This window comes from Paenibacillus sp. J31P316, assembly GCF_056269105.1.
Map to the genome: position 1 here is coordinate 46376 of NZ_JBWDNI010000015.1, position 14145 is coordinate 60520.

Here is a 14145-nt window from a genome sequence, read left to right on the forward strand (position 1 = left end):
CGCATTCAATATCGCGACCTTTATTCATTGTTTCTGGTTGAAAAGTAGGAGTTCCGCTCTTATACTGTTCTATAAGCTAGACTAGCAATAGATTGCGAGGGGAACGCCGCATGACGCTTTCTACCGTTGTTTTTCAGAACTTAAAGACGCCGCTAGCCGTTGTCGTCGTCGGACAAGACGACGATTGTCACTTTAATCTCGCGAACAAAGCCTTCTCCAGACTGGTCGGCTTCTCCGGCGAAATGCTGGAAGGTTTGCCGCCGGACCGGCTATTCACCGAATGGGACCGAAGCACGCTGCTGTCGCTCGATCAGCAAGAGACCTCCCTGCTTCAGCACTTGGCCGGCGATGATCCGCTGCGCCTTCGATTGACCTGTGAGGCGCTGGGGGATACCGACGATGCCGCCTTCCTGCTGACGGTCGAGGATATCAGCGCCAAATGCTGGATCGATCGTATGAGCGAAGCTCGCGAAGTGTTGATAACCGGTATCTTGAACGACAGATTCATCATCGAACGTTACTTCAAGTACTACCCGGCGCCCGTCTTCGATCCCCTGTTCCCCGTAGAAGCCTTTATTAACGATTACGTGCAGGACGACGAAAGGGAACGCATTTTCTCCCTGTTGAGGCAGACCGTTCAGAACCGCAGCACGGATCACATCATTGTCCGCACCAAGGATCTAACCGGCTCCGGCCAGTTGGAACTGCATGTCACGTATCGGCCGTTCTACCATGGGGACGGCAGTCTGAAGAACATCGCCTTCGTCGTATCGCATATTCAACCGGTTGCCGGATTCGAGACAGCCCCCGTTGATTCCTCCGTTACCTTGAAAGTGCTGATGGCGCGAAGCTATATGTCTGCCCAGCAGCTATCGTCCGAAACCGGAATATCGATGCAAACCATCTCCAAGCTCCGCAACGGCAAAATCAATCGCCCCCAACGTCAAACGGCACTGCTCATCGCAAACGCGTTAAAGGTTTCGCCCCAGGATATTTGGCCCTGAAAAGCAAAATAATCGCTGAATCGGCAAAACCGCGGAAACTTGCGTCTCCGCGGTTTAGTGCGTTAAAGCGTTCCCCGGTTTATGGGATTCAGCATTACAGCGTTGCTCGGTTTATGGGATTAAGCATTACAGCGTTGCTTGGTTCATGGGATTCAGCATTAAAGCGTTGATTCGCGGGACGACGAGTTGCCGGTACCGCGGCATAAAATAGGTTTGCGGTACAGCCTCGCTATTACGTTGCATTTGTTGGTGTTTGCTGCCTTGTGTTCTACACAAACTTGCTATTTCCTCTGCCGTTTCCCTGTTGCCTTGTTATTGCACCGCGCGATGCACCAGTCGGAGCGAGCGGCTGCTTGCGGCGATTTCGGCAAAGAAATCGGCATCCACGGCAGCAAGACGCTGCCAAGCCTTCACGCATGTCGGACAGAAATGAACACCGCTGCCTTCGACGATGATGGCCATGGCTTCCTCATGCGACATCGCCTGCCGGTAGGAACGAGAAGACGTAAGTGCATCATAGACGTCGGCGACGGCCGTGACGCGCGCGAGCAGCGGAATCGTCAATCCGCTCAGACGGTCGGGATAGCCGGTGCCGTCCCATTTCTCATGATGCGAACGGATGACGGACAGCTCGTCGCCCAGAAATCCGAGCTGCTTGCACATGTCGTAGCCCGACACGGGATGACGTTCGATGATAAGGCGTTCTTCCTGCGTCAGCTTGCCGGCTTTGTTCAGAATCGCGTCCGGCACCTTCAGCTTGCCCACGTCGTGAACGACGCCGCCTTGGGCGATGGCGCGCAGCTCGTCCTTGGTCAGCTTCATCTCCTCGCCGAGGCGAAGGGCGTATAGCGCCACGCGGTTATTGTGTCCGGCGGTGTAGGCGTCCCGCGCCTCCGTGGCCATGATCAGCGCCTTCACGCTCGGCGTCTTGCATGCCTCCAGCCAAGCGCGCGGATCGGATTGGAACAGCACGCGCAGCGACGAGCTGAAGGAGCCTTGAGAGAAGTACTGCCGGACCAGCCCGACGAGCATGATCAGCATGGAGCCCAGCAGCAGCAGGTGGTACAGCCACCAGCTGAGATGCCAGGAAGTGCCTTCCACGATAATATATTGAGCCGCGAGAATGAGACTCACGCTGTAGACGATGGCGCGCTGCAGCGGAAATCCGGCATGCTGATAGGACTGCCAATAGCGGTACATCGTCCATAGGCAAGCCGAGCATGTAATGATGACCGCCACCCATTTGTACGGGTTGCTGTTGATCGGCAGCATGCCCATCTCGTGCGGCATCCAGAACGTATACATGCCTAGCAGCACCAGCAGCAGCAGCCACCCGGGAAGGAGCCATTGCCGCCATGCGGACAACCTTCGAATAAGCCAATGATCCGAGGATACGGACGATAAACACAGCCACAGGGAGGTTAGCAGAATGCTCAGCTGCGCGAACATGGCCGGCATATTGCCGGAATGAATGACGAAGCCCGGCGTCGTCAATCCGTGCAGCAAGAAGACGCCTGCCAGCGATAGGTAAGCAAGCGACATGAAGCCGACCTTAATGTTGCGCAGCCGCTGCCCCGTGATGCCGACGGCTACCGCCACGACCGTAGCCAGCGCCGCCACCAGGGTAACGAAAATAAAATGGCCCTGCGGCGCCTTCAGCGTAATATCGGCAGCTTGGTCCGAACGGAACCATTCGAACAGGGCAATCGGAAGAGCGACGGCCAGTATTGGGCCAATGATGCTGCGTCGTACCTGCATAACCAGAATTCTCCCCTTCATCCCTCATGTAATCGTTCCCGCCTGGCTGACTTGAATCGTGGTGAACATGCCGCCTGTCGGCAGCGTGAAGTTGTTGGCGTTATGATGCGGAATATGGCAGTGAAACGGCCAGTTTCCCGGATTCCAAGCCGAAAATCGCACGTCGCGGGTTTCGCCGGGCGATACGAGCACCGTGCTCTTGAGAAGCCGGCCCCATGGCGGCAGCTCATTCCCGTCAAGCGCGGTGACCAGCATCTGTACCCCGTGAAGGTGCATGGGATGCCCCTGCATGCCGAGGTTGGCCATTCGGATCCGCACCGCGTCTCCCTGACGGGCATGAAGCGGCGACGTGCTCGGGAAGCAGCGGCCGTTCATCGTGAAGAAATTAAACCCGTCGGATAAGGGATCCACCGCGTATGTACCCGGTATCAGCTGGCCTTTCGGCAGTCCGGCCACCGCGAATTCCTGCAGCATGAAGGCGTAATCGCGATCAACACCCAGTTCCTTAGCGTCCTGAATAATGAATAGACCGCCCAGCCCCATCATCTCTTGGCGAATCGTTTCGTAATGGCTGTGGTACATGTGAGTACCTGGAGGATTAATGATCGTAAAGGCATAGTCCGCATAATAGCCCGGCTGAATGAGCGGTGTCGCCTCAATGCCCGGAACGCCGTCCATCGCGTTCGGCACGTCAAGGCCGTGCCAATGCACGCTGGTCGCTTCCGGCAGCAGATTGACGACGCGAATCCGTACCCTGTCGCCCGGCTCCACGACGATCGTCGGTCCCGGGATCGAACCGTTATATCCGTAGCCTTGCATGAACAAACCCGGTAGCAGCTCCTGGCGAACGGGCTGCGCGATCAGCTCGAAGCACTTGACGCCATGATGAAGCGCATAAGGCAAAAGCGGCACATCCGGTGATTCCACCATTCCGCCATCCCCCCTTGGTCATAACCAACGAAGTGTATGCGGAGCGGCCGCGAGACATGAGAGCTTTCGGTGAAAAATAGTTCTTCCATTAAAAATATCGGCAGTGCGGCAGCCAAAATGTAGTGCTGTGGTCGCAAAAAAAGGCTTCGCAAGCCGGAATGGCCTTGCAAAGCCCTCATAATGAATTTACCGGTTGCCGACGTCGAGATCTCCGGAGCCCGTATGAACATCCACATGCACCGAACCGCTGCCGAACAGGAGATGGCGGACATCGTCATCGTCCGTGGAGCTTTTGGCCCCGTCCCAATCGTTGTCGAGATTTCCGGAGCCGCTGTCGTGAGTGATCTCGACATCTTCCGGCTTCTCGTCGGTCATAATTTCCACGTCTCCGCTGCCGGTCTTGAGCGAAGCCGGATGATCCAGCTTCTTGCCTTCTACCGAGATGTCGCCGCTGCCGGTCTTAACCGACAGCTCTGCCTCGGCATCCGCGAGCTCTACGTCTCCGCTGCTCACAGCCACATCCAATCGTTTCGCCGTGAGCCCGTTTGCCGACATGTCGCCTGATCCAGCTTTGAGCGTCACATTGTCCTCGGCGGTTACATCATGGAGCGCAACGTTGCCGCTGCCGATCACTACGGTAATCGATCCGCTCTGAAGACCGTTGATGTCCACGTCGCCTGAACCTCCGTCCAGCTCCAAGGTTTCCGTCTTGAGCGCTGCGATCGCATTGTCGCCGCTGCCGGAGTCCAGCTTCAGCTTGCCGTATTGCTGCTGCGGTACTTCCAGCTTCAGATCGACGTTCATGATGTTGAGACCGAATTGGAAGCCGAAATGTTCCTTGAGGCTGACCTTGAGCGTATCGCCGTCCTTCTTGAGTATAATGTCCAATTTGTTCAAATACTTCTTGCTCGCGCGGCCCGTCAGGCTCGCTTTCACTTCATTGCCATCTCCGGGCACGATCGTCAAGTCGACGCTGCCGGTCTTGACGTCGATGTTGCGAATGCCGTCCGCCGCGATCGATTGCTGCTTCTCGACCTTCTCCGTCCCGAAGGAGAAATCCCCGTTGTAGGCAAGCGTGCCTGCGGCGCCGATCAGTCCGATCACGAACAGAATGAGGCCGACTACGATCCAGTTTCTCATCCTTTTTTCACCCTTATCACTTTAGTATTGAATTTCAAGTATTGCAGCGTCAGTTTGGCGAAAGCCTTTGTCAGCCAGTGTACGCCGGCCCCCATCAGCATGCCGAGTCCGATCAGCGCCAGCGCGATGAACGACGCCTGCACACTGGTAACGGCAGAGCCGAATATGCCTTCGTACATGACCATGAGGGACGAGAATGCCACTGCCACCGCCGTTGCCCAAAGCGCAATCAACACGCCGAGTATCGCGACGAACGGTCCAAGTACGAAAATCAAATTGAAAAATCCGAGGCTGACGGCCGCGAACACCGCTCTAGACACAAGGGTAATGCTGCCGCTCTTGGTGCCCGCCTGGTCGACGCGGTAATTCAGCAGCATCTCCTTCGCGATCAGCCTCGGATCGCCAAGCTCGCTTGCCGCCTCTTCTTCGCTGCGTCCAAGCTCGGCCGCGACGCGAAAATGTTCTTCGTAATCGTACATCCATTCCCGGCGCAGCTTCTCCGGCACGGGCGCTAGCAGCTCCCACAAGTGACCCAAATACTGCTCTCTGATCATCGCTCTACACCTTCCTTAATGAGTTCGTCAACCGCGACGGAGAACGTTCGCCATTCGCGAATCAGCTCCATGAGATGGGCATGGCCTTGCGGCGTCAGCTTGTAATATTTGCGCGGCGGCCCCCCGCTCGATTCCTGGAGGTACGTGGAGAAGTAGCCCTCCACCGTCAGTCGGTTCAGCAGGGGATAGACACTGCCGACCGCGACCTCGAATTTCGACGACATCGTCACTGCGAGCTCGTAGCCGTACCGGTCCTCCCAAGCCGTCAAGGCCAGCACGCACAGATCGAGCACGCCCTTCTTAAATTGCACATTCATTCGCAGCGCCCCTATTAGTTATCGTTGAGTATTCATCATAGTTGAATAGCTGGCTAAAAAATAAAGAGCCGATCGCTCTGTTAGCTATACTATATCACCAGCTATTCATCATTGCAATATAGTGGATTAAAAAAATCATCCTGTTCTGCCGGCACTTTAGTCGGAACCGTACAATATGGTATGATTTTCTCATCTCAATTGAAAATGATGGAGGCCAACCATAATGACTCACCAACGATATGAAGTTACGCAGCATGAGGACGTATATCCTCTATATACCCTGAAGGATGCGGAGACAAGCTCCTCCGTCACGATCTGTCCGGAGCGCGGCGCCATCGCGATCAGCTGCAAGCTGCATGGCGAAGAGCTGTTCTACTTCGACCGGGCGACGTTCGTCGACCCGCAAACGAACATTCGGGGCGGCAATCCCGTGCTGTTCCCGATTTGCGGCCAGCTGGTAGACGGGCAGTACGAATGGAAAGGCGAAACGTACGCGATGCGGAATCATGGCGTCGCGCGCAATCGTCCTTGGGAAGTCGTATCCGTCTCCCAAGACGGCGAAGCGTCGCTGACCGTTCGCCTGCGCAATGACGACAGCACGCTGGCGGAATATCCGTTTGCGTTCGAGCTGCTCTTCACGTATGCGCTGGTTGACGGCGAACTGCGGATCCGCCAATTCTACCGCAACCTGTCGATTCGCAGCATGCCGTTCTACGCGGGCTTCCACCCGTACTTCCGCGCGGAAAGCAAGAACCTCGTCTACGACACCGATGCGACGAAATACCTCGATTACAACGACAATGTCGTCAAACCGATCGAAGGCAGCATCTCGCTTGAGGGGCTTAAGGAATCCGTTGCGCTTCTCGACGCATCGGCGCGCCGCATTGCTTTTCCGGGGCCGGAAGGCGGCACCATCACCTTGTCCTACAGCGACGCGTTCAAATACGTGGTGCTTTGGCAGGTGAACGGTTCGCCATTCGTATGCGTGGAGCCGTGGATGGCCTTGAACAGCGCCTTGAACACGCGGGACGAGCTGCCGGAGCTTGCGTCCGGCGGACAGCTGGCGCTTGAGCTGGTCATCGGATTCTCCCGCTAACCGGCAGCCTCGTCGCATCGACAACTCGCTTACGTAGGCTTGGTCGGAAATGACGGTCAGTGCGCCGCGCTCGCGGCAGCAAGAAGCTATGGAGGAAAGAGGGAGATTCGGACATGGAGCAAACGGAACCAATCGAACCGGAGCAGACGGACGCGGTGCAGCATGGTCAAACCGGCCAGACGGAGCTAACTTGGGATAAGGCGGACAGCTCGCAGGCGAATGCCCCGGGGCGGGCAGCGCTAAGGCGGATGGGCAGCTCGGATTTGGAGCTCTCTCCCCTTGGCCTCGGCTGCTGGCAGTTCAGCAAGGGCAGCGGGCTGGTCGGCAAATTTTGGCCGGTCCTGAACGATGCCGACATCGTCTCGATCGTGCGGATCAGTCTGGCCGGCGGCATCAATTGGTTCGATACCGCGGAAGTCTACGGCGGCGGCCAATCCGAGGAAGCGCTGGCCAAGGCGCTGAACGAAGCCGGAGCTAATCCCCGCAACGTCCGCGTCGCGACCAAATGGTGGCCGATCATGCGAACCGCACGCAGCATTCCGCGCACGATCGATGAGCGGCTCCGCCGTCTGAAGGGCTGGCCGATCGATCTGTACCAGGTGCACCAGCCGTACTCCTTCTCCTCGGCGAGCGCCGAAATGAACGAGATGGCGAAGCTGGCGAAGGCCGGACTCATCCGCAATGTCGGCGTCAGCAATTTCTCCGCGGCGAAGATGCGCGAAGCGGACAAGGCGCTGCGCGCGCACGGACTCCGACTGACGTCCAATCAGGTCAAATACAGCCTGCTGGATCGGCGCATCGAGCGCAACGGCATCTTGGATACGGCCAAGGAGCTCGGCGTCGCCATCATCGCTTATTCGCCGCTCGAGCAAGGCTTGCTGAGCGGCAAGTTCCATAAGAATCCGGAGCTGGTCAAAGGCATCGCAGGTCCCCGCAAATTCTCGGGCAGCTTCAAGCCCGCGAGCCTGCAGCGGACGCAGCCGCTGATCGACCGCCTGGACGATCTCGCCGGAAAATACAGCGCGTCGCCAAGCCAAGTCGCGCTGAACTGGCTGATTCATGCCAACGGCGAGACGGTCTTTGCCATCCCCGGCGCATCCAAGCCTCATCACGCGGAAGAGAACGTCCGCGCGATGACCTTCGCGCTCCATCCGGACGAGCTGCGCGAGCTTGCCGAGCTCTCGGAGCTGTGCGGGCGGCGCTAGGCTGGCCGCGTAGTGCTTGAACAATAATTCCGATCCCGGCAATCGTATGCTCGGCTTTCCATCGCGCGATTTCCTCTACTCGAATCCAAAAAGGGCCATCCCCAAGAAGCGGCACGCGCTTCGGGGATGGCCCTTTTTCTATTTTCAGTCTCGAATCGATCTCTCTATTCGATTACTCTTGACGAGTTCTATTACCAATTGAACTCCCTCGTCGGATACGCTCGTCCGTTACTCCTCTTATTCGTCCTCCGCGAACACCGGACGAACGGTCAGCTCGAACGCGAACGACTTCTCGTCGAAGCGGTAACGTTCGTTAAGCTCCGGTCCGCAGGAGTTCGAACCGATGCCGCCCATGCGGTAGTCCGCGTTCACGATCGTCTCTTTCCGCGGCCGAAGCATATGCGTATGGGTCGCTTCGGTCAAGTCCCGCGCCGTAAAATGCGACGCTTGGAACGAGAACGTATCCGCCGCTTCCAGGCGCAGCCCCATGCCGAGCGCGTTGGTGACGGTCGCCCACTCCGTGCCGTAGCGCGAGCCGTTCTCCTGCGGCTTCACGTACGACTCGAACATGCCGTCCACGGTCGTCCGATACTTGCCCCGGCGAACGCTGCGGCGCTTGTCGATATAGTTTTCATGCGGCCCGTTGCCCACGTATTCCACCGCTTCGCTGCCCGCTGGCATGACGAGCTCAAGCCCGAAGCGCGGCAGATGGGTTGCGCTGTTCTTCACTTGCATATCTGCGCGGAGGCGGATAACGCCTGCCGCATCCACGGTCCACAGCGCTTCGCCCTGCAGAATCGGAGTCCGGATGTAGCCGCCCAGCGAGAAACGGACGCGAATCGCAGCCGTACCGTCGGCCCCGCGCTCCCAAGCGGAATCGTACACCTTCATCTCCGCGCGCTGGAAGCCTTCGTTCTCCCAAGCCGTGCGAATGCCCCGGTCGTTGTCCGTCGGCGCGCGCCAAATTTGGAAACGCAGCGGCTCCGAGATCAGCTTCACGCCATTCTTCGTAATCGCCGTGAACGTCCCTTGACGCAGATCGAAGATATGGTTGAAATCAAGGCCGCTCAGCTTCAACGTGCTGCCGTCCTCCTCGGCCGACAACGCAGCCGCGCCGCTTGCGGTTGCTTTCGATCCGGCTAGCGCGGTAGCAGGAGCAGTAGCGGATATCGTGCCGAGCCGGAATTGCTCGAACGTCACCTCATAGCCCGCTTCCGCCCACGCCGTCTCTCGGTTCAAGCGGCAGGAGAGCGTAAGATCGCATGCGCCGTCCGCTGATTCGTCCCATCCGCAAGGCAGTTCGATCACCTGCGAGGCATGCGGTGCGGCTTCAAGCCCGTCGACCCAGCCTTGGCGCAGCAGCTCGCCATCCCGCTCCAGCTTCCAATGCAGCGAGAACTGGGAGAGGCCGATGAAGTCCTGCAGGTTCGTCACTTTCACCAAGCCGCTCGCGGCATCCTCCGCCTCGAAGCGTACGGGAGCGATAACTTTCTTGAGCTCCAGCAATCCCGTATGCGGATTGCGGTCCGGCGATACAAGGCCGTCGATGCAGAAGTTGCCGTCATTCGGCTTATCTCCGAAATCGCCGCCGTAGGCAAAATAAGACTGCCCGTTCTCCGCGATCTGCGGAATGCCGTGATCGCACCATTCCCAAACGCAGCCGCCCATCAGGTTCGGGTAGCGATAGATGATGTCCCAATAATCCTGCAGATCGCCTGGTCCGTTCCCCATGGCATGGCTGTATTCGCAGAGGAATACCGGCTTGATTTGAGCAGGATCCTGCCCGTACCGCTCCATGTCCTGCAGCGAAGCGTACATCCGGCTCTCGACGTCAAGGCTGCTCGTGTCCTCGCTGCCCTTATAGCCGACGGTCGCACCCTCGTAATGAACAGGACGCGAGGCATCGCGGTTACGCGTCCATTCCGCCATGGCAATATGGTTATGGCCGTAGCCGGACTCGTTGCCCATCGACCACATGACGACGCACGGCTGGTTCTTGTCCCGCTCCACCATCCGGGAAGCGCGCTCGACGAACGCGGCCTTCCAGGCCGGATCGTTGGATAAGCGATGGAACGCGCCATCCTTCCAATCCTCCGCCATGCCGATGCCGTGGCATTCCAGATCGGCTTCGTCGACGACATAGAAGCCGTATTCGTTGCACAGTTCCAGGAACCGAGGATCGTTCGGGTAATGAGAGGTACGGATCGTGTTCACGTTATGGCGCTTCATCAGGTTCAAATCCTCGATCATATGCGCGACCGGAATCGTCTGGCCGAGGCTCGGGTGAGAGTCGTGGCGGTTAACGCCCTTCAGCTTCACCGCCTGTCCATTGATCCGGAATACGCCGCCGTCCGTCGTGACCGTCTTGAAGCCGACCGGGAACAGCAAGGTTTCCTCGCCGCAATGCAGCGCCAGATCGTATAGGTACGGCGTCTCCGCCGTCCACAGCAGCGGCTTGTCCACGTTCAGCGTAATCGTCCCTTGACCTGAGATATCGGCCGTCCCTTCGGCAATCAGGCTGCCGCCGGCATCGCGAAGTTCCGCTTTCGCGCGCACATCGCCCGTTGCTTCGATCTCGACGTCAAGCGAAGCGCGGCCGAAGCCTTCCTCGAACGACTGACGGTTAAATACGTCGCGGATATGCGCTTTGTCCCGAGCGAGCAGATACACATCCCGGAAAATGCCGGTATACCGCCACAAATCCTGGTCCTCGATATACGTGCCGTCGCACCATTTCAATACCATGACCGCCATCCGGTTGCGGCCCGGACGCACATGAGGCGTAATGAGAAACTCCGCCGGCACGCGGCTGCCTTGGCTGTATCCGACGAATTCGCCGTTCACCCAGACATAGAAACAGGAGTTGACGCCTTCGAATACGGCATATTGCTCTTTGCCGTTCCAATCGTCTCCGAGCTGGAACTCGCGGACATACAGACCTGCGGGATTTTGGTCCGGCACATAGGGCGGATCGCACGGAATCGGATAGGCCACGTTCGTGTAATGCATTTGGTCGTATCCGTTCGTCTGCCAGCAGGAAGGGACGATCAGGTCATCCCAGGCGGCGATGTCCGTGGCTTCTTCCCAGAAACGCTCCTCGACGTTTTGCACCGATGCATGATATTGAAACTTCCAATTGCCGTTCAAGGTCCGATAGAACGGGGAATGCCCCCGTTTGCGGCGCTTCGCCGAAGCGGCGTCCTGATAAGGTACGTAATACGCACGAGGTGCCTCGCGATTGACTTGAAGCTTCTCCGGATTTTCCCAATAACGTTCGATTGCGATCATGCTGTAATCATCCTTTCCGTAGTAGCGGCTTGCGCCGAACAATTCGTTCTCCGTTTCGATCATTACATCGTCATTATGGAAGCAAGGCCCCCGATTGACCAGGGTAAATTTTCCTGAATTTGAATAAGAGTGCTGTCACTTCGATTGCCGCTTCGATCTGCCGATTCGGTCTTTCCCTACACGAAATCAACGGCAAACATTTGATAGACGCTGGCCGGCCAGGTGTGGAACCGGTCGCGCAATCCGTCGCCGCTCAGCGCATCGAAGTTCTCGGCCATGCCGCTCTTCGCGCATAGCGCGACGAAACGCCGCGCGATTTCGCTAGACAACACTGTCTCGCCCGCATGGCGCAAGCCGTCCGCGATAATAAACACGGTCGGCGCCCAAATAGGCCCGCGCCAATACCCGTCCGGTCTGTAGTGCGGACTGTCCGGCCGCTGCGTCGCCAGTCCCCATTCCGTCAGGAACGGACCTTCCGGTCCAAGCTCGGCCGCCATCCGCTGTAGGATCGGCTGCGGGAGCCGCGCGCCTAGAATGACAGGCATCCAGTGGAGAAGGCTTCCCGTATCGATGGTCTCGCCGTCCGCGCAGTGCTTCGCGATGAACTTATCGCCGTTCCAGAAGTAATCGATCATCCGCGCAAGGAAGGTCTCGGAACGTACCTTCCATGCCGACGCTTCATCCGGCTTGCCGATCCGGGCCGCGACCTCCGAGAGCACCTCCATCTGAATGACGAGGAAGGCGGACAAGTCCGGACTCTCCACCGCGCCGGCTTTACTGAACACCGTCGAATTGTCCCAGCCGCTGTCGTTGCCGTGATTGTATTGCGGAATGCCGTTACCGTCGTAATCGCGCGATGCGAACCACCATTCCGTCCAAGCCGACAACTTCGGATAGAACATCTCCAGCTGTTCATTCGTAATGCCATCCGTGTGCTCCAGCATGTACCGAAGCGCCCAGCCGTGAACGGGCGGCTTCGTATAATTCCAGACGATTTCCCGATTCTTCACGAAATCCGGAATGGCGCCATTCTCGTCCTGATAATCGAACGGAACCATCAGCTGATCCCAAGCGAAATCCGGCTGCAGCCTTGCAAGCGCCATGGCATTGAAGCAATGGTCCCAGCTCCAAACGCCGTTGAATCCCGGCGAAATCAACATCGTCCTCCGTGTCAGCAGCCCCGAGGGAGACACGATCGGTACGTACTGCGTATACGCAGCCAGCTCGCGCAGCTTGGGATGACCCGCATCCTCGGTCGGGCACAGCGCCAGCCAATCCCGGAACGACAGCTCCGACTCGGCGAGGCATTCGTCGAAGCTCTGCGGATAATTCCGTTCGCGCCAGCTCGTATCGAACGGTTCCAGCACGATCTCGGCCGTGCCGCTCGCCGCATCCGGAAGAAAATCAAGCGTCATCGACTCGCACGTAATGCCGTCCCATGGCGCGTCGATGCCGGTGCTTCCCTGCAGCGTCGTGATCATATATTGCTTGCGCGAGCGGAACGCATTGACCTGTATGCGGTTCTCTCCGCAGAAGAACGGATAATCGGCCTTGTAGCCGCGGTCGTTCGGCTCTCGACGGTACAGACGGAAGCCTGCAGCCGTTCCGCGAATCCGAAGATTCCCCTCCGCATCCAGCAATAGCTCCACCTTGCCGTCCTGCGTGCGCAGCGTTACGTTAGCTGGCACAACTTCTTCCTCGAACGGCATCGGCTGTCCGCCGCCATCGAGCGGAATCACTTGGAACGCCTCTCGCGGGTTGGCGTCACTCTGCAGCGTGCTCATAAAGATGCCCGGCCCGCCAGCCGTATAAAAGCCGTCCCTGCGCACGATTTCAAGCCATGCGCCCGGACGGCTGAAAGACATCTTCGTCAAATCAATGTGCATAAATCACTCATCCTCCTACACGACTGTATGAATGCATAGGTCCTACTTAATCCGATGCTGCCGCATCGAAACCGCAAGGCGCGCACCGGTTACCCCAGTGCACGCCTTGTACGGCCGTATGTCCGGCCTAACCTTTTACGCCCGTCGTTACGATACCTTCGACGATATAACGTTGACCAAGGAAGAACGTGATCAATACAGGAATAATGAGTATGATCGCCGCCGCCGTGGCAACCGGCTGGATGATCAGCTTCGTGCCCTCAGCCGTATAGTTGATCGTACTGAGCGCGGTGGCAAGCGGATAATGATCCTGCTTCAGGAACATGAACGGCCCCATGAAGTCGCCCCACGCACCTTGGAACGTCAGGATCGAGACGGTCGCGATAACAGGCAGCGACATCGGCAGGAAGATGTTCCAGTACGTACGGAAGATGGAGCAGCCATCGATTTTCGCCGCATCCTCCAGCTCCTTCGGAATCGCGGAGAAGAACTGACGATACAGGAAGATGAAGAACGCGTTACCCCCGATTCCCCAGAATATCCAAGGCCAAAATGTATCGATCAAACCGTAGTTATGAAACAAAATGTACTGCGGAATTTGCGTAATGATGCCGGGCAGCATCATCGTCGACAGCACGATCATGAATAGCAAGCTGCGTCCCGGAGCGTTGATCCGCGCGAAGGCGTACCCGACGAGTCCGCTTGTCAACGTGGACGTGCAGAGCGGGATAAGGCAAAGAATGACTGAATTTTTGAAAAAATGCCAGAAATCGATCATCGTCGTCGCATACTTGAAATTCTCCGGGTTAAAGCCCGAAGGCACCAAGCCCGGCGTCGTATTCCAATCACTGAAAGCGTTAGCCAGTGCAATATATAACGGGAATATGAAAATGATGGAGAAAAAAATCAACGCCGCGTATAACGGAAGGCTTCCCTTTTGGGATGGGTTTGAAGTATTCACGGCATT

General features: G+C 57.6%; 11 protein-coding genes. 3 read left to right on the forward strand and 8 right to left on the reverse strand.

Annotation, left to right across the window (positions count from 1 at the left end; all coding sequences use genetic code 11):
- The first annotated feature begins 110 nt into the window (after nucleotides 1-110).
- Nucleotides 111-1004 (forward strand): helix-turn-helix domain-containing protein, encoded by an 894-nt coding sequence (locus AC0YNU_RS26470; RefSeq protein WP_475761865.1) that lies wholly within the window; start codon nucleotides 111-113, stop codon nucleotides 1002-1004.
- Nucleotides 1005-1316: 312 nt separating this feature from the next.
- Here the strand turns inward: AC0YNU_RS26470 and AC0YNU_RS26475 are convergent, their stop codons facing one another.
- The 5 genes from AC0YNU_RS26475 to AC0YNU_RS26495 all read right to left on the reverse strand — a co-directional run bounded on the left by AC0YNU_RS26475 (nucleotide 1317) and on the right by AC0YNU_RS26495 (nucleotide 5703).
- On the reverse strand, nucleotides 1317-2762 hold the full coding sequence (locus tag AC0YNU_RS26475; RefSeq protein WP_475761866.1) for an HD-GYP domain-containing protein: 1446 nt from the start codon (nucleotides 2760-2762) through the stop codon (nucleotides 1317-1319).
- 24 nt (nucleotides 2763-2786) lie between these two features.
- Nucleotides 2787-3692, reverse strand: a complete 906-nt coding sequence (locus AC0YNU_RS26480) for a multicopper oxidase family protein (RefSeq protein WP_475761868.1) — start codon at nucleotides 3690-3692, stop codon at nucleotides 2787-2789.
- Nucleotides 3693-3878: 186 nt separating this feature from the next.
- Nucleotides 3879-4832 (reverse strand): DUF4097 family beta strand repeat-containing protein, encoded by a 954-nt coding sequence (locus AC0YNU_RS26485; RefSeq protein WP_475761870.1) that lies wholly within the window; start codon nucleotides 4830-4832, stop codon nucleotides 3879-3881.
- Nucleotides 4829-5386, reverse strand: a complete 558-nt coding sequence (locus tag AC0YNU_RS26490) for an HAAS signaling domain-containing protein (RefSeq protein WP_475761872.1) — start codon at nucleotides 5384-5386, stop codon at nucleotides 4829-4831. The genes AC0YNU_RS26485 and AC0YNU_RS26490 overlap by 4 nt, the downstream gene beginning before the upstream one ends.
- Nucleotides 5383-5703, reverse strand: a complete 321-nt coding sequence (locus AC0YNU_RS26495; protein WP_161703848.1) for a PadR family transcriptional regulator — start codon at nucleotides 5701-5703, stop codon at nucleotides 5383-5385. Before AC0YNU_RS26495 ends, AC0YNU_RS26490 begins: the two co-directional genes overlap by 4 nt.
- 223 nt (nucleotides 5704-5926) lie before the next feature.
- Here AC0YNU_RS26495 and AC0YNU_RS26500 point away from each other — a divergent pair, with 223 nt between their 5' ends.
- Nucleotides 5927-6799 (forward strand): aldose epimerase family protein, encoded by an 873-nt coding sequence (locus AC0YNU_RS26500; protein WP_475761874.1) that lies wholly within the window; start codon nucleotides 5927-5929, stop codon nucleotides 6797-6799.
- Between the two features lie 248 nt (nucleotides 6800-7047).
- Nucleotides 7048-8004, forward strand: coding sequence for an aldo/keto reductase (locus AC0YNU_RS26505; protein WP_475762023.1), 957 nt, complete (start codon nucleotides 7048-7050; stop codon nucleotides 8002-8004).
- Nucleotides 8005-8241: 237 nt separating this feature from the next.
- On the opposite strand, the gene AC0YNU_RS26510 is transcribed toward AC0YNU_RS26505, so the two are convergent.
- From AC0YNU_RS26510 to AC0YNU_RS26520, 3 genes are all read right to left on the reverse strand, one after another.
- Nucleotides 8242-11292, reverse strand: coding sequence for a glycoside hydrolase family 2 TIM barrel-domain containing protein (locus tag AC0YNU_RS26510; protein WP_475761876.1), 3051 nt, complete (start codon nucleotides 11290-11292; stop codon nucleotides 8242-8244).
- A 176-nt stretch (nucleotides 11293-11468) separates the two neighbouring features.
- Nucleotides 11469-13178 carry an amylo-alpha-1,6-glucosidase gene (locus tag AC0YNU_RS26515; RefSeq protein WP_475761878.1) on the reverse strand — a complete coding sequence of 570 codons (1710 nt, stop codon included), beginning with the start codon at nucleotides 13176-13178 and terminating at the stop codon, nucleotides 11469-11471.
- Between the two features lie 127 nt (nucleotides 13179-13305).
- Entirely contained in the window at nucleotides 13306-14139 is an 834-nt protein-coding gene (locus AC0YNU_RS26520) for a carbohydrate ABC transporter permease (protein ID WP_475761880.1), read from the reverse strand.
- Nucleotides 14140-14145: the final 6 nt, after the last annotated feature.